The sequence below is a fragment of the Rhodococcus erythropolis NBRC 15567 genome (assembly GCF_001552595.1).
GTDB classification, from domain to species: domain Bacteria; phylum Actinomycetota; class Actinomycetes; order Mycobacteriales; family Mycobacteriaceae; genus Rhodococcus_F; species Rhodococcus_F erythropolis.
This window is the reverse complement of record NZ_BCRM01000011.1, coordinates 58,640-77,403: the sequence shown is the minus strand read 5'-3', so window position 1 is coordinate 77,403 and position 18,764 is coordinate 58,640. Positions and strand designations below refer to the sequence as shown.

12 protein-coding genes are annotated in these 18,764 nt (G+C 58.5%); 6 read left to right on the top strand and 6 right to left on the bottom strand.

Annotated elements, in window-relative coordinates:
* Window positions 1-48 precede the first annotated feature (48 nt).
* Window positions 49-429, top strand: coding sequence for a helix-turn-helix domain-containing protein (locus tag RE4_RS16590; protein ID WP_003941392.1), 381 nt, complete (start codon window positions 49-51; stop codon window positions 427-429).
* Here the strand turns inward: RE4_RS16590 and RE4_RS16585 are convergent.
* The 5 genes from RE4_RS16585 to RE4_RS16570 all read right to left on the bottom strand — a co-directional run bounded on the left by RE4_RS16585 (window position 426) and on the right by RE4_RS16570 (window position 6,218).
* The gene (locus RE4_RS16585; protein ID WP_060938975.1) at window positions 426-2,219 is read right to left on the bottom strand and encodes an AMP-dependent synthetase/ligase; all 1,794 of its coding nucleotides are present in this window, start codon (window positions 2,217-2,219) and stop codon (window positions 426-428) included. The genes RE4_RS16590 and RE4_RS16585 overlap by 4 nt on opposite strands.
* Complete coding sequence (locus RE4_RS16580) at window positions 2,216-2,659, bottom strand: MarR family winged helix-turn-helix transcriptional regulator (RefSeq protein ID WP_007726042.1); 444 nt, start codon at window positions 2,657-2,659, stop codon at window positions 2,216-2,218. The genes RE4_RS16585 and RE4_RS16580 overlap by 4 nt, the downstream gene beginning before the upstream one ends.
* A 103-nt stretch (window positions 2,660-2,762) precedes the next feature.
* Window positions 2,763-2,894 carry a putative transporter small subunit gene (locus RE4_RS31455; protein WP_003941363.1) on the bottom strand — a complete coding sequence of 44 codons (132 nt, stop codon included), beginning with the start codon at window positions 2,892-2,894 and terminating at the stop codon, window positions 2,763-2,765.
* A gap of 27 nt (window positions 2,895-2,921) precedes the next feature.
* The gene (locus RE4_RS16575; protein WP_174531771.1) at window positions 2,922-4,574 is read right to left on the bottom strand and encodes a sodium:solute symporter family protein; all 1,653 of its coding nucleotides are present in this window, start codon (window positions 4,572-4,574) and stop codon (window positions 2,922-2,924) included.
* Window positions 4,575-4,961: 387 nt separating this feature from the next.
* Entirely contained in the window at window positions 4,962-6,218 is a 1,257-nt protein-coding gene (locus RE4_RS16570; RefSeq protein WP_060938973.1) for a plasmid pRiA4b ORF-3 family protein, read from the bottom strand.
* Window positions 6,219-6,599: 381 nt separating this feature from the next.
* Between RE4_RS16570 and RE4_RS16565 the strand changes: the two genes are divergently transcribed.
* From RE4_RS16565 to RE4_RS16550, 4 genes are all read left to right on the top strand, one after another.
* Complete coding sequence (locus tag RE4_RS16565) at window positions 6,600-7,205, top strand: T3SS (YopN, CesT) and YbjN peptide-binding chaperone 1 (RefSeq protein WP_060938972.1); 606 nt, start codon at window positions 6,600-6,602, stop codon at window positions 7,203-7,205.
* Between the two features lie 675 nt (window positions 7,206-7,880).
* Window positions 7,881-13,793: an anti-phage protein ProA gene (gene proA / locus RE4_RS16560; RefSeq protein WP_238077034.1), complete on the top strand. Its 5,913-nt coding sequence runs from the start codon at window positions 7,881-7,883 to the stop codon at window positions 13,791-13,793.
* A 141-nt stretch (window positions 13,794-13,934) separates the two neighbouring features.
* Window positions 13,935-15,815, top strand: a complete 1,881-nt coding sequence (locus tag RE4_RS16555; protein WP_367187211.1) for a DNA/RNA helicase domain-containing protein — start codon at window positions 13,935-13,937, stop codon at window positions 15,813-15,815.
* Window positions 15,816-15,921: 106 nt separating this feature from the next.
* Window positions 15,922-16,833: an HNH endonuclease gene (locus tag RE4_RS16550; RefSeq protein WP_024488206.1), complete on the top strand. Its 912-nt coding sequence runs from the start codon at window positions 15,922-15,924 to the stop codon at window positions 16,831-16,833.
* Between the two features lie 3 nt (window positions 16,834-16,836).
* Here the strand turns inward: RE4_RS16550 and RE4_RS16545 are convergent, their stop codons facing one another.
* Window positions 16,837-17,922 (bottom strand): HNH endonuclease, encoded by a 1,086-nt coding sequence (locus RE4_RS16545; RefSeq protein WP_238077031.1) that lies wholly within the window; start codon window positions 17,920-17,922, stop codon window positions 16,837-16,839.
* A 101-nt stretch (window positions 17,923-18,023) separates the two neighbouring features.
* Here RE4_RS16545 and RE4_RS16540 point away from each other — a divergent pair, with 101 nt between their 5' ends.
* Window positions 18,024-18,734: an 8-oxoguanine DNA glycosylase OGG fold protein gene (locus RE4_RS16540; RefSeq protein ID WP_060938968.1), complete on the top strand. Its 711-nt coding sequence runs from the start codon at window positions 18,024-18,026 to the stop codon at window positions 18,732-18,734.
* The last annotated feature ends 30 nt before the right edge of the window (window positions 18,735-18,764 follow it).

The window sequence follows — 18,764 nt, the reverse complement described above, 5'->3', positions numbered from 1 at the left end:
TCGCTGTCTATGCTTGCGAAACACTGCCTTCGATCGGAGATATACCGCGTGAGCATCGACCACATCGTTTCCGCAGTCGACGGCGACGCTGCCGAGCGAATCAAAACGGCCCTGGCCGAGAGAGCCGCAACCTCGACGGACACGACCACGCTGGTGTTCGACGGCGTGAGCATCGAGATTCCGCCATCGGTCGGCGACGCCGTCGTGCAGCTCCTGACCTACCTCGCTGCCGGCGACAGCGTCGCCCTCGGGCCCGTCGCAGAACTCCTCACCACCTCGCAGGCAGCAGAGATCCTCGGCGTTTCGGACACATATGTACGTAAGCTCGCCGACGCCGGGAAACTCCCGATCGAACTACGAGGCACCCACCGCAGGTTCCGCCTCGATGACGTGATGGCTTACCGCGAGCAGTTCCCCAAACGCGCCTAGCTCTTTGCGTACATTCCTTCGATCTCCTTCGAGAACCGATCGACGACGACATTGCGCTTGATTTTGAGCGTCGCTGTCATCTCACCGTCTTCCTCGGTCAGATCGCGATCGAGAATGACGAACTTCTTGATCGACTCCGCATGCGAGACAGCAGCATTGGCGTCGTCGACAGCCTTCTGCAGCTCCGCTCGAAGGTCCTTGTCGTCACGTAGTTCGGCGACGGTCGCGCCAGAAGGCTTACCGTTCTCCGCCTTCCACTTCTCGAACACCTCGGGGTCGACGGTCAGCAGCGCCGTGATGTAGGTCTTCCCGTCGCCGACGACGACTGCCTGCGAGACGATGGAATGCGAACGGATACGGTCTTCCATCGGGCCAGGCGAGACGTTCTTGCCACCCGCCGTCACCAGAAGATCCTTCTTGCGTCCGGTGATGGAAAGGTAACCGTCGCTGTCGAGTTCACCGAGATCACCGGTTCGCATCCAGCCGTTGACGAATGTCTCTTCGGTGGCCTTGTCGTTCTTCCAGTATCCCTTGAAGACGACTCCACCGTTGAGTTCGATCTCGCCATCCTCGGCGATGCGAACCCCGTTGCCGCCCATCGGCTGTCCGACGGTTCCGATCTTCTGAGCACCCGGCACGTTGACGCAGTGCGCCGCAGTGGTTTCGGTGAGGCCATAGCCTTCGTAGATCGGAACTCCGAGCCCACGGAAGAAGTGTCCCAACTCAGGAGTGAGGGCGCCGCCGCCGGAGATCGCGAACCAGCACTCGCCGCCGAGAGCCTCACGAAGCTTCGAATACACGAGCTTGTCTGCCACTGCGTGCTTCGCCTTCAAGATCAGCGAAGGACCGCCCTTGTCGAGAGCTTGGCTGTACTCCTTGGCGGTGGCTTCGGCGAAGGCGAAGATCGCGCCGGGAATCTTTCCACCGGACTCCGCCTTGCGTGCTGCGCCGTCACGAACTTTTTCGAAGACACGCGGAACACCGAGGATGGTGTTGGGCTTGTACCGCTCGAATTGAGTTGTAATGGTGGCAAAGTCGGACCAGTGCGCCTGCGAAGCGCCAGCTTCGAACGTCGCAAGGGACACCGCGCGGGCCAGTACGTGCGCGAGCGGCAAGAAGGTCAGGACTCGGTTTCCCGGAACCGCCACCTTGCCGATCGATGCCGTGAGAATCCCGCGCACCTCGGACAGGAAGTTGCGGTGCGTGAGGATGCATCCCTTGGGACGGCCTGTGGTGCCGGAGGTGTAGACGAGTGACGCAAGATCGTCGGCCTTGATGCCCGCGAGCCGCTTCTTCAGCTCGGTGTCGTCAACGTCGGCACCCTGTGCGGTCAGCTTCTCCACAGCGCCGTCGTCGATCTGCATGACGGCTTTGAGGGTGCTTGGCGCGTCCTGGAACAGCTGCTCGTGCGCGCCGGTTTCGACGATCGCGATGACGGCCTCGGAGTCTTCGAGGATCCAGCTGACCTGCCCCTGAGACGACGAGTCGTAGATCGGAACGGTAGCCGCGCCGGCGGCCCAGATGGCGAAGTCGAACAGCGTCCACTCGTATCGGGTCGCAGAGAGGAGTGCGACGCGGTCGCCTGCCTGCACGCCAGCGGCGATGAGCCCGTTTGCGACGCCGGTGACCTGCTCGGCGAACTCTTTAGCCGTTACATCTACCCAACCCTCGCCCTTGGGTCGGGAGAACACCGTCAGATCTGGCGTGCGCTCGGCGTGAGTGAAGACGGTGTGCACCACAGACTCATTGTCGGAGATGGTGAACTGGGCTTTGGCGCTGTACTCACTCACAGGGTGTCATCTCCGTTGGTCTGCGATTCGATGCTGATTCTGAAGCGGTGGAGTGCGCGGGCGAAGTCTGCGACCTCGGACTCGGTCCAATCGTGCAGCCTGCCGGCGACTTGGTCGAGCCGACGCGCGTCGGCGGCGTCGAGGTATTTGCGGCCAGCCTCCGTGAGATGCAGCGGATTGCCCTGACGAACGGATCCCGGATCGGCATACACCCAGCCTGCCTCGATGCAGCCGCGAACTTGGCGCGAGATGGTCGAGCGGTTGACGCCGAAGACTTCGGAGATCTCCGTGGCCTTGCAGCCGTCGTTGCGGCCGATGAAGGAGAGGAAGGAATGCTGCGCGATCGACGGGTGGTCATCGGAATGCCGATCCCCCGTCATCAGCTGCCGCGTCAGGTGCACCAGCTCGTCATGAACGGCTGGTGGACCGGTGAGCGCCATTGCTCCGTCGTGTTGCACTGGGCAACTATAACGCTGCCCCTAGTCCCGATTGCAATATGACCGCCGCCACCGACAAGAAGTCCGTCGGTGACGGCGTGAAAAGTTAGACCAGATCCTCACCGTTGCGGCGAGCAGTTGCCCAATCTTTGAAGAATCCCTTGCTGATGACCCCCAAGACAACCAGCACCAACGCCGGCCAGATCAGAACGTAAATGGTCAGTAGAGCTGTACTCATTCGTATCCCTTCCACTTGTCTCGACGGTTACTTTCCGGACGCTCCCACGGCAGGAAGCTCGTCATCGTCGAAGTCTCCCGTCCGCTGCTTGATCAGTTCGAAATCGAACGTCTCACGCTGATTGACGGACATCGCAAAGCACACGACGGTACTGACGGCATAGGCCACCAAAGATCCGCTGAGCGTTGGATAGTCGTGCAGGAAGCCGATCGCGAACGGCGCGGACAGCACGATCGCCAGGCCACCGACGATCTGCGCAACCTTCAGACCGAAGAATCCAAATACCATGAGCCCCAGCACCACTCCGATGCCGACAACGGCAACGATGTCGGAGAGAATCCCGAACATCCCATCCATCGGCACCCAACTGAATCGGACGGGCAAGAAGGCAGCAAGAGCCACCAGCACCGACACAGTGAAGGCCTTGTTGGTGACCTTTCCCCAATAGAAGCTCGCGATAACCGGGAACACCAGCGCGCCCCACAGCGCGCCGACGAACACCAACAGGTCCAGAATGCTCAGTTGCAGACTTGCTAAGGAGATAGCCGCCGCCGTGGCAACAATCATCGTTACTCGGCCGATGAGCAGCATCCGTCGAGGGTTCGCATTAGCCTTGCCTGCGACGGCTTGGCCGTAAACGTCGGTCATCACGATGGACGAGAGCGCAGCAAGGTCCGAGTCCGCCGTCGATGACAGCGCGCCGATGATCATGACAAAGAAGACGGCCAGCAAAATTCCGGGCAGGTACGACGCGGCCATCTGCGGAATCAGGTTGTTGACGTCACCATCCATCGGCTCGATTCCGAGGTACAGAGCGAGAACACCCAGCATTCCGACACCGATGACCGTTGCGCCATATCCCACGGTTGCGGTGATGAAGGTGGGCTTGATCAGGTCTTCGCGGACCGCGAACAAACGTTGGGCAATGGTCTGGTTGCCGATTGCGTAGGCAAGAACTGCCGCGATGTACGGCGCGCCCTGCTCGAAGAAGGCAACGCTCGAGAAGAAGTTGCCCTGCTCAGCAGTAAGGTTGCCTGCCCCGGATTCGAAGGCTGCCGGGAACCCCGCCGCAAAGAAGATGAACGGCACCAAAACCGCTACCGCACCGAGCATTCCGATCAGCTGAACGAAGTCGGTCAACACCGAAGCGCGGAAGCCCGACCACAGCGTGTACAGCAAAACGCCCAGCGCAACGATGAACACACCCTGGATGAAGTTGAACGGCGAAAGCAACGCGATCAGCAGACCACCAGCGAGGAAGTTCGACATCAAACTGATGAGACTACCGACGATATTGGAGCCCGCGAGCATCAGCTGACTCGAGCGTCCGTGCCGCGCGTACATGACCTCAGCCAGTGTGTGGGCTTTCGGCGCTACTTTGCGAATTCGCTGGCCGAACGGATAAATGAAGAGAATCATCAACGCGCCCCATAAACCGTAGTGAATGGGGCCGGAGATTCCGTAGGTGTAGCCAGAAGTGGCGGATGCATACATCGACGACGCCCAAATCCAGGTGGCCGTCATACTCGCGGCCGAAACACCAAATCCTAACTTGTTTCCGGCGGTCATAAAACCGTCGGCATTTTCCTGCTTCTTACCAATACGAAGAGAAATAAGAAAAGTTCCACCATAAAAAGCAACAAGCAGTGAAACAATTACCAAGGTACTGAACTGGACCATGTCGGACCCCGTCACATGCCACATCCTTCGCACATAATCGGCAGAACAAAGCACAAAATCCCTGTTCAGGATCTTTGCGTTTCGTTTCTGCACGCCCTAGGAGCGACCGCCATACCAACACCGGTCACATATTCAATTGACTAGCAACACGCACTTCGTCTTTTCGGAAACCCAACCTCCACAAAATAAATCTTCTGCGCAAGCTTTTGGCTCGACCACGCAATTCAACAACTGAGAATCGACCATAGCATGATGGCAATTTCGAACAAAAACTCCAATATTTTCCACCCGAAAATATTCATGATTCCGCAGCAGAAAAATCGTGCGCTTCCAGCACATATAACAACTCCGCATCGATTGAAATCGATGCTCGATTCGAGCGCTCAGCTACATCGACAGGACCATCCTGGCAAACCGTCGGCCCCACTCGGGATCGGCGGAAACATGCTCGTCCAGCGGATTGGAGACAATCGCCCCGATCATTCGCAGGTACACGAGAGTATCTCGCACCATCCACGTCCAATCGTCATCTCCGAGTCGTGTTCCGTCTGTTGTCGACCAACCCAATGCCGTGAGGCCTTCGATCATCACTTCACTACGTTCGGACTCCGACAAGCCGGCAGCCAACGTAAGGAACAGAATTCGGCCGGCTTCCTGCGCCAACTCACCCTTTCCCAACGGCATGGCCATCACGATGTGACGCCACAGCTCGCCTTCATATGCAAGCACTGACGCGCCGAGTCGAGTCAGAATCAATGTGCCTCGGAGTTTCCGGACAAATCCCAGTGTCTTTGCTGCTTCAACGAGTACTGCTAGTTGCGAGCCGCTCCCTGCCGTGACACCGATCCACTCACTGTCCCAATCGAGTTCGTCTCGGGCAGACGCAACAAGGTCGGGAGGCAGTGACCCGAACGCCGTCAAAACAATCCCACCACCTCGCGCGGAGTTCAGCAGCCACAGCAGTTGACGGGTTGCTCCTTCACGCATCACCTCGAAGTAGTTTTCGTATCCGCCACGAAGCTCCGATTTGGCAACTGCGGCAAACAGTTTCGGTGCGGAATGAACCGACAGGCGGCGTAAGAACTTCTCGAACAACGAGCTTCCCACAGGTGGTGACTTATGCAGTGCCACTGCAATGGTGACTGCTGCATCGGACTCTGCGGGAACAAAACGTTCGGGATCGAACAGTCCGTTACTCGCCTGCCCGTTCAGGAACTCGCGATACCCGATCGGACCGCCAGAATCCTCCGGCGGGCACGCTCTCGCGCCGTCAAGACAGGATGGCTCAGAAATCGACTGGTCTTCGACAATCTGCTCGAGAACCAACGTGTGGCTCCACCTTGCGCGGGCGTTGTACTCATAACGGACGTACTCGCCTACCGCGGTAACTGCCTCGTCGAACCGGACCTCGTCCTCACCAAACTCGTCTTCCTGGTATCCGTCGCGCTCGATCACTTCTCGTGCGATATACCGATCTGGGCCGTTGTCCGTTGAATGATGGACACTCACCCACTGATGAGCGTGTTGATCTCCCCATCCCATCACCGCCTGCACAATCAAATGAAGTTGGTCCAGTTCGATATTCGACGGAACCGAAAACCGTCTCCAAATAGGCGGCGTGATGCAATCGAGTTCGATCCGCATGACAAAGTTCGCCACCTCCGGCCGTCGACGCTGATTCCGTATCTGCCTCGGCGTAAGGACCTTCATCTGGCTTTGCGCCGCTTGATATGCAGCTACCAAACGCAGATGTGAAGCTCGCCGAACTCGCTGACCCGTCATGTATGGAGGCTAGATCTACCTACCGACAGCCGAGATACTCACTGCCACAAGGCTGTCCGATTTGTCGAGACTCGCATGACGTCGCTGGTCGGCTGGTAAGTCCTGATCAGCGCGGACCTGCGCAGGCATTGTTGATCATCCACTGCGCGGACAATAGTGTGCGCCGATTACCGTAGACCTGACAGCTACCGCACGAAAACAGTGCCCAGCGCCTGCTCGGACTGGCACAGAACATGAGGATCCATGAGCGACCACGACACGACCGCCGACCAGCCACTCCACATCAACGGCGCAATTGCCTTGGTGACGGACGAGCGCGACGAGTTGGTTCGCCTGTGCGTCCAGACCCTCGCCGAACTACTGGGTAGTGAGCCTGCCACCGATGACGATGGCGACATCGTCGTACCGGTTCACGGATTTGTCGTCTACGTGACCGTCGCCGACGACGGACCCCAGATCAACGTCTGGTCCTCGGTCCTTACCGGCCTCGGCAATCCCTCGCACGCTGCGACTCGACTCATCGAACTCGCGCAGGAATGGCCGCGCCTCCGTTTCGCCTTCAGCGGTGACCACCTGCTGGTCTCCACGATGCTCGACGCGGACCCCTTCGCTCCACAACATCTGCTGAACCTGATCGACGAGGTTCACGACTTCACTCACGAACTCGACGACGATTTCGCTGAATCCTTCGGCGGAGCCCTCGACTGCGACGCGGATGACGACAGCTACGCCGGAGACTGCAATCCCGGCGGTTGCGGCGGAGACTGTGACTGTGCGTGCGGCGACAATACAGACGCCGCCGACGGCGATCTTGGTATTAGGGCAGTCACCTCGACGTCCAGCAAGTAGGCAACAAGCCACTGCCCGTACTGCGTGCGTGCATCTTTGCGATTGCAGAGATGCACGCGCGCTGACGTTTGTTGCCACTTTCCAATACCGCCGGAAGCGACAACATCCAGCCTTCGGCGGCGAACGCTATTCCAGTCGATCCCGTGAAATGCAAGCGCGGCTATCTCGTTACGGTCCGCCAGCCGTCCGCGATCGCTGGTACCAGGCGCGAACCTACGATCTGCGCATCCTCGACCGTGACACCCGGCGTTGCAGTTTCGCTCCTCGCAGCATTCATCTGGGTAGCCGAGGTATCGGAGTCAGGTAACTGTGCCTTTTGGATCGAATATTTCGGGGTCTAGACCCTAATTCTCAAGAGGCGCAGACAGGGCGAACGCGCAACGCCAAGCCTGTTCTGAAATTCGCAATCCCGCGTTCATCAGTCACAGACAATAAGAGACCTCACATGAAAAGTATGCGAAACGATAGTGGAATGTGCGGCAAAACGCCTAGACACTGCAGACCAGTCAGTGCCATGCCCTAACGTAATTAATTTGATCGTACGGAGTTGGAATCTTCGCCCGGGCAAATTGTGGAATACGATTCGGAGGAAAAGTGAACGAGCGTGAATCAGCACGGGACCGATGCCGTACGGAAGTTGATGGCATCTCCATCGAACTTCATACTCACCCCGCCGTGAACCTGGCTCTGGTCCACAACGGAGTACCGCTGGTACGGGGGCTCTCGATCACTAACAACTCCGATTCGCCCGTCGTCGATATCAAAGCAACCGTACAACTGCACGGTGCAGGCCAGGAACTCTCACCGACTCGAACTGACATCGTCGACGGTTCTCTCGCTCCCGGTCACGAGGCGTTCTGGGACGACTACACGGCCGTCGTGCCAACTGTTCCGCACCTTCGAGAACTGAACGAGAGCTACCCTGCCACCATCGCGGTCACCGTCTCACGCCTTTGGGGCGATGACATCGCGTTGAATGTGCCGATTAGAGTTCTGGCCCACAACGAGTGGTTCAATGCCCCCGAGTTCTTCGATTCACTGGCAGCCTTTGTTCAGCCCAACACCCGAGCTGTGAGCAATGTTCTCGACGCCGCGTCCGAACTTCTTGGCAACCTCACCGGTTCCACCTCACTCGAGGGGTATCAGCGCGGACCACAACGTGCTGCAGAGATCGCGGCAGCAACCTACGAAGCCCTACGCCTCCGTCAGATTCGCTATATCGATCCGCCTGCCTCGTTCGAAGGAACGGGCCAGAAGATCCGAACGACGGCACAGGTACTCGATGAACGTTTCGGAACGTGCATCGACCTAGCAGTCACCTATGCAGCATGTTTGGAAGCGGCCGGACTGCGACCGGTTATCTGGCTTGTCAAGGGACATGCGTTCGCTGGATTCATGCAAGAAGAAGCTCACCTCTCACACAGCGTCATTCTCGAGTCGAACGCGATAGCCAATCTCTTCGATTCAGGAAAAGTCGTAGCCGTCGAAGCTGCATACTACGACAGCAGCCCCGAAGGATCCTTCAAAAATGCTGTGGCACATGCTAGACGCCACTTCTCCCAGCCGGACGACCTCCATGGACTTGTCGCGATCGCCTCCGCCCGCAAGGACGGTGTGCGGCCGCTTCCAACCTTCGACGAATTCGCATCGCCAATATCCGAGCGCACCGCTGCCGGCACAATTCAGCCGGACCTCAGCCTGCCCGATAACCTTCTCACTAAACAGAATTCGGTTGACACGGTCTTCGATGCAACTGACACTTCTCCCCCACGAGTTCAGAAATGGAAGCGATCCCTGCTTGACCTCAGTACACGGAACCGTCTGCTCAATTTGAAAGAGTCACGGGAAGTCATCGATCTCCACGTCCCCATCGGCGGACTCGCGTTACTCGATGATTTGGTGCATGCAGATGTTCCCATTGAGCTCACTCCCCACGACGAACTGAGTTCGATCCACGAACTCCAGGGCGCACGCCAAGCCCAAGACATCGAGGATGCAACGGTTCTCGACTATCTACGCGACCGAAAGCGAATCTATGCGGTCGTCAAGCACGACATCTACACGGCTCGACTCAAGCACCTGCAACGCACCGCGCACACGATGTTCGAGGAGACCGGCAACGCCAATCTCTATCTGACATTCGGTGGATTGATGCACGCCACCAGCACCGGAAGGCCCGCTCGAGCTCCCCTTTTCTTGTTGCCGGTCAAGGTCACTGGTGGTTCTGGGCGAAGCCCCTTCAAGATTGTGGTCGACACATCCGGCACGTCGACTCCCAACTACTGCCTCGTCGAGTGGCTGCGGCTCAAGCACAGTGTCTCGATTCCTTCATTGGAAACGCCGCCCCTCGATGAGAGTGGAATCGACATCGATGCAGCGCTCAAGGGCATTCGCTCTGCCATGATCGAGCACAATCTGGATTTCCGCATCGATGAAACCGCTTCGCTGGCCATCTGCCAGTTCGGGACTTTCGGCATGTGGAAAGACCTCGACGATCACTGGGACATTCTCGAGCAGAGTCCCATCGTTCGTCATCTGACTCATCACGCCGGTGAGTCCTTCCGAGATTCACGGCGCCCGGACGGTACCGACATCGAAGCGGTGCCGGTTAATGAACTCGAAGTGCCCGTCCCAATCCCCGCCGATGGCTCACAGCTCCGCGCAGTGGCATTGGCAGCAGATGGTCACTCCTTCGTCCTGGAGGGTCCTCCCGGTACCGGCAAATCGCAAACCATCACCAACCTCATTGCGCACACTCTCGCTCAGGGCAAGACCGTGTTGTTCGTCGCCGAGAAGCAAGCGGCCCTCGAAGTGGTGAAGAAGCGGCTGACAAAGGTCGGCCTGGCCGAATTCACGCTGGACCTACATGGAAAGAGTCAGAGCGCTAACGCTATTCGCGCTCAGCTGAAGACCGCGATCGATCATTCTGTTCACTACAATCAGCGCGCCTGGTCAGCAAAGCTCGCTGAGTTGCGGGCCAAGCACGTCCCGCTCGACGACTATCCGTCCAAGATTCATACCGAGAACGGCGTCGAGCACACACTGTGGTCTGCCTACGACACGGTCCTCAGCCTTGGAGACGGCCCGACGGCCACAATTCCTGCGCCTTACGTTGCGTCCCCTAAGGTCAGCGTTCGCGCAGTCACCAACGCATTGCAGCAATTCGAACGTGCTGCCCGTTCGGTTACGATTAATCGCGTCAATCCGTGGACCATCGTCGGAGCGATCGATCCGGCAGCATCGGACGACTCGTTCCGCTCGGCTTCGGCGCAGATGACCTCCGCACTTGCGCTCGTTCAACAGATCCCACCTGCGTTGCGGATCATCGAGCGGATGCGGACTCCCGCCGAGATCGAGATCTTGTTACCGCAGGCTCGCCGGCAGTCGAACTGGATGATCGCCGACCCGGCCGTAGTCGAGCGCATGCAGGGTACCCAGTGGACAACGTCCCGCACTTCACTACTCAGCGAACTGACCCTGCTCCAACAGCAATGTGCGCCACTCACAGCAGTTTTCATGCCGAACTTCATCGGATCTGGTTCCGTCGACCCATTGATCACAGCGGCCGAGGAGGTCGGCAAGGGCATATTCGGCAAGAAGAAGCGGACGGAGCAGTTCATCCGCGATGTTGCGCCGGCCCTACTGCCTGGCGTGGCGATCGATCCGGACACCGCATTGCCGTTGTTGCGATCGATTTCCAGCGCACGCGAATTGACTCGACAAACTGTCGAACACATGCGAGCACTGCTTGGACCATTTGCTCCCCCGGTCTGGAATCCTTTCAACACTGATGCAGCACAGCAACTTCAGCCGGCATTCGACTTCATCGAAGCGTCCGGCGACTACATCCGCGCACACCCGGGCATGTGGCGGATCCTGGTCGAGTCCGGTCTTGTGTCCCAACAGAACATCGATGCGCTCGCAGCGGTGTCACAGGCGTGGCTCACCTGGCAGAAACTCCTCGGGTTCAGCGACGCCGAGTTCGACCGTTGGCGCGACGAGTCTCATTGGCTCTCCGCATGGGGTCGAGACTCCGAAGCCTGGAGATTTTCGATCGATGCAGACGCTGGAGCGTCTGTTCGCAAGTGGTCGACAATGTCGACCTTCCTCGAGCCACTACAAACTGCCGAGCTGAATGTCTTTGCCCATGAACTTCTCACGGGCACTATCAACTCTTCAGATGCTGAAGTCGCTTTCATCCGAGGCTTGGCAGTTGCCTCACTGAACGAACACAGAAGAACTCAGGGACTCACCAATTTCGACAAGGCCCTCAAGGATGGCGAGACACTCGACTACGCCCGAGCCTCGGCGGCTCAGCGGGAGGAACAGATCGCAGCCCTGCCCGCTGCATTGCTCGACCGACGCGCATTCAAAGCTGGCGCACTTTCTGGCGAGGTAGGGCAGCTCCGACGCCAACTCGATGCCAAGCGCGGCGGAACTACCTTCCGTCAGTTGATGACTCGCTACTCAGACCACATTCTGGCTGCAACGCCGTGCTTCTTCGTCAGCCCCACATCCTTAGCTCAGTTCGTGCCGCCGGGATCAGCCACATTCGACGTCGTTGTATTCGATGAGGCCTCGCAAGTCACTGTCCCTCAAGCGATCGGCGCATTGGGCCGCGGTCACTCGGCCGTGATCGTCGGCGATTCGCAGCAGATGCCGCCGACTGCAATCGGCCAGGTGGCCGCCAGCGATGGCGACGATGTCACTGAAGACGACGAGGTCATCCCGGAGGATCTCGAGAGCATTCTGACGGAGTCCGTTGAATCCGGGGTTCCACGGCTGTGGCTCTCCTGGCATTACCGGAGTCAAGACGAATCTCTGATCGCCTTCTCCAACCGCAAGTACTACGAGGGACGTCTCGCGAGTCTGCCTTCACCTGGCGGTGATGACACAGCTGGCGTCGAATGGCGAAGAGTACCGGGACATTTCAATCGCGAAACGAAACAACTGCACCGAACCAACATCGTCGAAGCGGAAGCGATTGTCGCTGAGATCCGCCAGCGCCTGTCGAATGCCAACCTGGCGTCCCAAAGCATCGGCGTTGTTACCTTCAACGCGCAACAACAGACCTTGGTTCTCGATTTGCTGGAGAAAACGGGAGATCCACTGGTCCTCGACCAACTACGCACCGACAAGGAAGACGGAATATTCGTCAAGAACCTCGAGAACGTGCAGGGCGACGAGCGAGACGTCATCCTCTTCACAACGGCATTCTCGAAGAAACCGGACGATTCGAAGATGCCTCTCAACTTCGGGCCGCTGACCCGTACTGGTGGCGAGAAACGATTGAACGTTGCGATAACCCGCGCCCGCCGAAAGGTTGTCATCTTCACCTCGTTCGAGCCTTCGGACATCGATCTTTCACGCACCAAGTCGGTTGGAATGGCGCATCTTCGCGGATATCTGGAACTCGCTGCACAACCTGATCGCTCCGGCAACGCCTCGTCCCAACCACGCCCCCAGAACACGTCCGATCAGATCCAGGAGTCGATCTGTGAAGCCTTGCGCCAACAGGGATACGAAGTCGAAGCAAATTACGGTCTGTCAGACTTTGTTCTGGACATAGTTCTTCGTGAACCAGAATCTGAATGTTGGCAGGTCGCAATCCTGCTCGACGGGCCGGCGTGGGCTGAGCGTCCGACGGTCGCTGACCGCGATCTGACACCACAGCTTCTCGAGTCGATGATGCATTGGGGAGCTTCAGTTCGCGTGTGGCTTCCCAATTGGATCGACAACCCCGAATCCGTTGTCCAACAAGTCAAGGAAGCGCTGACCAGATCGAAGCTCCGCATGGCCGAACGGCAAGCCCAGATCGACGCCGCAGCACTGGCTCAGGCCGAAGCCATCGCTGCCGCTGCGCTGGCTGAACTCGAAGTGTCGATATCGGCCGACTTCTCAGCCGACAACACCCGCTGGCTGAAATCGGATGAGCCCGACCACCCCGCTGAAGTGTCCGACGAACCCGTCCTGATCGGTCGGATGGCTGCAGCTGATACGCCCCCTGCCAGTCCTGTTGCCAGGGATTGGGATGGACGCGGAACCACGTATCTCGAGGCGCCCACAACAACGCTCGGACCACGCGGTGATCTCGATCGCGTGGATTCACCCTCGGTTCAGCAAACGATCCTGAGTGCCGTGCGGGAAACAGTGGACATCGAAGGCCCGATCTCGATGGACCGTTTGGCCCGTGACGTCGGCCGGCGCTTCGGTCTCGACCGTGTCTCGGCCGGGAAACGGGAGACGATCGTTCGTTGCATTCCGGCCGAGTTGATCAAAAAATCAGGACTCGGCGACTTTGTCTGGCCGAAGGAACTCAACCCGATTGGCTGGCGTGGCTACCGCACCACCCCGGCGGAGATCACGCGAAGTTTGATGGACATTGCGCCCGAGGAGATCGTGAATGCCATGATGGCGGTCTGTGGTAGCAAGTCGGATGAAGACTCCCTGCATCGTCGAACTTTGGCAGTCTTCAATCAGAAGCGACTGACCACTCCAACCCGGGAACGACTCGACGCTTGCATTCACCTCGGGCTTCAATCCGGTCAGTTGATCAAGATCGGTGAGCACTACCGCGCAGGATCGTAGCGCGGCACGAGTCGCTCAATCCGTCAGGCCGCGCTTCCGCTAATGTACTGAGCGCGGCCCGACGGACTTCCGCTGTGATTCACAGCCACGGACATGCCCCCACCCGCACGACTCGATTCGTGCTGCCTGGGGGATCTCACTGTGACCTTGCTTCGTACTTCTGCCCACAGGATTGGCGCGATGGCGAATCCTGATTCCTTGGTGGAACAGCTGTTGGAACAAATGCTGTTTCGTACCGGCCGGCGCGCAAGTGAATCGGAGCAGAAGTCGTGGAGCCGCAGCCTTCCCGTTCTAGCCAGTGATTTGATCGAAGCCGGTCTGGGCGGCGTCGAGATGTTGGTCGAGTACCACTTACCTCTCACGTCTCAGCGCGCTGATGTCGTACTGGCCGGACTACATCCGACTACCGGCCGACCGTCATATGTCGTGGTGGAACTCAAGCAATGGTCGGCCGCCCAACGATATGAAGGCAGCATTGACCTCATCGATGTGCCGGGGATGCCCGGTGGCCCCAAACTGCACCCTGTCGCACAGGTCAAGGGCTACTGCGAGTATCTGTCAGACTTCGCGAAGGCTCTTGCCGATCAGCCCGATGCGGTTGCCGGCGTGGCCTACCTCCACAACGCCACGGATCCCGCAGCCGTCGCAGAACTACGGTCGTATCCCGTCTCCCTCGGCGGCCGGTTGTTTACCGGAGCCGACCGCGGAGATATGCAATCCTTCCTCAAAACTCGACTCTCCTCTGAGTCGTCCGGACACACTGCCGGTGATACTTTGATCCGCTCCGCAGTGGCACCCTCTCAACAATTGCTCAAGGTAGCTGCCGCCGAGGTTCGCGATCGACCGCAGTTCCACCTCTTAGGTGAGCAGCAACTCGCTGTTGACCTAGTACTCCACGCGGTGGATCAAGCTCACCAACTCGATCACAAGCGAGTCATCATCGTCACCGGTGGGCCTGGCAGTGGAAAAAGTGTCGTCGCACTGTCGCTAGTCGGTGAACTCGCACGGCGTGGTCGAACGGTGTTGCACGCCACAGGTTCCCGATCGTTCACTCAAACACTGCGCAAGGTGGCGGGTGCCCGAGCCCCACGCGTGCAGAAGATGTTCAAGTACTTCAACCAGTTCATGACTGCTGATCGCAATGGTCTGGACGTGCTTGTCCTCGACGAGGCACATCGTATTCGAGAAACCTCGGTAGACCGCTACACCAAAGCCGAGCTACGAACCGAGCGTCCCCAGCTCGACGAGCTGATGGCAGCGGCCCGCGTCCCCGTTTTCCTACTCGACGAGTTCCAGGTGGTGCGCCCCGGCGAAATGGGATCGTTGGAGCAGATCGAGCGCCACGCAAAGTCACTCGGACTGGAAACGCAGCACGTTCACCTCGGCGAGCAATTCCGTTGTGGTGGTAGCGAAGAGTACGTTCTCTGGGTCAAACAGCTTCTCGGACTGGCAGAAGGTGAGCCCGTAGCCTGGGCTGGCGATCCGCAGTTCTCGGTTCGTATCGCCGACACACCGCAGGAGATGGAACATCTGCTGTCACAACAGATCGAACGTGGATACTCGGCTCGCATGACGGCCGGGTACTGCTGGCCATGGAGCAACGCCGAGAAAGATGGCACTCTCGTGGCGGACGTAGAGATCGACAACTGGTCCCGTCCCTGGAACAGCAAGAGTGACAGAAGAATCGGAGACGCACCTCCGGCCCCGCTTTGGGCTACGGAAGACGGAGGCTTCGGTCAAGTTGGATGCGTCTACACCGCGCAGGGGTTCGAATACGACTGGAACGGTGTCATTCTTGGACCTGACATTGTCTGGCGCAACGGCGCATTCACCACGGTGCGCACCGCCAACCGCGACCCGGATCTCAAAAACACGAAGAAGATCGGTGACGTACGGTTCAACCGCTTGATCCGCAACATCTACAAAGTTCTGCTCACCCGAGGCATGGTTGGAACTGTCATCTACTCGACAGACGAAGAAACTCGAAAAGCTTTGCGTTCGTTGGTGAGCGAACACCTCTGACCTTCCGTTCGAAACACACTTCTAACAGAAAACGAGCTCGGCCCGACAGGCTTCCGCCACAGGACATGCCTCCACCCGGTGCGATACCGGATAGGTGCATGACTAAATGTCCGCTTGGATAGTTCCGATAGACGGCGATAAGCTTGAGAACTGGGAGATCGCCCAAGCCAATAGCTTCTGGGACATGCCCAAGCGTTTCAATATCCAACAAGGCGACGACGTTTTCTTCTGGCTTTCCGGCGAGAAGCCCAAGGTCGCGCATGCAGGCATGGCCGGCTGGGGAATTGTGTCCTCGGGAGTGGAAGTCGTGGATCCAAGCACGCTTCCTTGGACCGATCCGAACTACGGCTACAAGTACAGGTTCCACTTCCAGCTGGTCAACACACAGAGAACCGTCGACCCCCGCTGGGGCGAGGCGCAGAAGCTGCTCGGGACCGCATTCACGGCGCAAGCTCCCCGCGAATTCCAAACCACACAGCAAGTCGATTACTTGCGATCACTATTCGCCTCCCAAACTGACCGCACCATCGGGCCGTATGCGACGACTATCACCGTCGACTCGTCTGTGGTTCCCTCACGAATCGACGACCCGTACGTCCAAGGCGAGGACATGCGCAAGCGAGCCGAGCGCTTGATCGTGATTCGCCAAGGCCAGGCTGCGTTTCGGAAATCTCTCATGGACAACTACCACGGTGCCTGCGCTATGACCGCAACCTCAGTGCCATCAGTGCTCGAAGCTGCTCATATCGACCGCTACTTTGGTGAGAACACGCATCACGTAACCAACGGGCTTCTGCTGCGTGCCGATCTCCACACGTTGTTCGATCTCCGACGCATCACCGTGGACGAGAATTTCCTTATCCGAGTCGATCCCAAGCTGACGGGCACGGAGTACGAGTCTATCGATGGCATGCCACTTCGGTTGCCCGCCAACCTAGCTCACCACCCAGATCGGGGTGCTCTCCACCGGCACCGCGAAAGCTGCTCCTGGATGCCCAATTCATCGGCCACAACCTAAACTTCAGGATGCGACGTAAATCTGCGTACGATGCCAGTCCAGGTAGGCGATGTCTGGCCGGTCGGCAGCATCGGGCAGTATCAAACGGTCTGTGAGCGGTGGCTTTCCGAGCGCCGCGCGCAGCGGGCCTTCGGTCAGCATCTCGTTCTCGACACCAGGTGCGTAGTGAAGGTTGAGTTCCTTGTCGACGGTGATCAGTCCTGTGTCAAAGGCGACGTCGTGGGTCGGGCAGGCGGTGAAACCATTCCGGTGGTCGAGGCGTTCCTTGCCGGTGCTGTCACGCCAAGGTTTTATGTGACTCGCGGTGAGAAGACGTGGACGGCGGCGTCCGCCGATATTCGCGCTGAGTCCACAAAACACGCATCGGTGCTGGTGATTACGAAGCACGCCTTCTGCGAATCGGTGCTGCCCCACTCGCACGGTGGATGTTAGCAACCGCTGCGTGGTTTCTATCGGAATATCGTCGCGCGCTTTGGACCACTTTTCGAGAGTCAGTTCCAATGACTTCTCGATCTCGCTCTCGACCAGCTCTTCCTGACCAGCGAGCCACAGTACTTCGCCGTGCTCGAGGCCAAGAAAGTCCGGCAAAGCAACTTCGTCGATTCCGTGTAGCCTGGCCGACCGCAGGATTCGCAGGTAGACGTCTTGAAGAAGCTCGCTGTCTGAGAGCATCCGCGCCGCAACTTCGACTTCGTGCCGACCCCCGTTGCTGCGACTCCCGTCGAGGTTTGCCATCTTCGCAATGAAGCTGGTCGGTGGACGCTTGAACAATCGCGCCAGGTGTTGCACAGGCATGCCTGCACGATGAGCGGACCCGCTACCGAACCTGCTGTGGTCGACCAACAAGGAAGCGCATAGCGACAGCACCACTTCGGATGGCACAAAGTTCACTTGGTTCGTTTTTGGCGGAGGAATTTGGCGTGCCAATACCGACGTCCACTGCTCTGCCAAAGCCGCTGGTGTTGGGTCGATAAACTCAGAAATCGCCAACGGCGCCAATATCCACTTCCCTCCTCGAGGTTGACTGCGACACTCATACAGTAGCCGGCGCCCGAAATCACCCACCGCCGCCGAGAGGTAACGAGTCACGACCAAACCACGACATCATGCGTATCCGGCCGTCACGGCCCATCCACAACTAAGGCGGCCGATACATGTGGCATGAATCCCCAGCTGGCATAGCTGATTTGATGAGTTCACCCAGGTTCACAGATGTTCTCGCGCCTGGTGCCGTCAATCCCAAGCAGTGGGCCAAATACAACATCCTTGTCGAATTCGACGTGATCAGCCGAGATCTCCTCTTCGATATGGCCGAAATTGCCCGCAAGTCCGATTCAGACGACGACCATCTCCGACTCTTCTGGCACGCGCTCGCATGGGGTGTAATGGGTAACTTTCGGAACGCAGGCCAGATTGCGCATTCAGCGCAAGACGAGGCCGGACGCCTACGACTAGTCCATGCCGTTCGAACGGCATCACTCGCCAGTTATGCCGGCGATAGCACGAGCGCGTACCGAGCTTTTGTGGAAACGAAGATCAACCGCCTCGGTCCCGCGTTCTTTACCAAGATTCTCTACTTCACCGGCAATCGGGAGTCCGTGGATCCCCGCTGCTTGATCTTCGACGCCCATGTCGAATCGGCCCTACCTACCATCACCGGCCAGTCGTACTCCAGCACAAAGCGCACTACAGACTATGTGCGCTATTGCGCGGACGTTCATGACTGGGCCCACAAGTACGGGACAACACCGGATGCCGTAGAGGGACGCTTGTACCAGCTCGGCCAGCTCACTGGCGACAGTCGGCGACGGTGGCTCAGCGCTGAGGTGTCGTTGCACCGAGAGGGACTGACGCCCGTCACCTTCGACAGCATCGTCGAACGGCTCGCCACCACCAGATAGAGTCCGAAATCGGCATGCGTGGCGTCGTTG

Coding starts and splice junctions, on each gene's coding strand:
- RE4_RS16575 (WP_174531771.1), bottom strand. CDS start 4,574: ATGGTCCAGTTCAGTACCTTGGTAATTGTTTCACTGCTTGTTGCTTTT.
- RE4_RS16570 (WP_060938973.1), bottom strand. CDS start 6,218: ATGCGGATCGAACTCGATTGCATCACGCCGCCTATTTGGAGACGGTTT.
- RE4_RS16540 (WP_060938968.1), top strand. CDS start 18,024: ATGAGTTCACCCAGGTTCACAGATGTTCTCGCGCCTGGTGCCGTCAAT.
- RE4_RS16580 (WP_007726042.1), bottom strand. CDS start 2,659: ATGGCGCTCACCGGTCCACCAGCCGTTCATGACGAGCTGGTGCACCTG.
- RE4_RS16550 (WP_024488206.1), top strand. CDS start 15,922: ATGTCCGCTTGGATAGTTCCGATAGACGGCGATAAGCTTGAGAACTGG.
- RE4_RS16565 (WP_060938972.1), top strand. CDS start 6,600: ATGAGCGACCACGACACGACCGCCGACCAGCCACTCCACATCAACGGC.
- RE4_RS31455 (WP_003941363.1), bottom strand. CDS start 2,894: ATGAGTACAGCTCTACTGACCATTTACGTTCTGATCTGGCCGGCGTTG.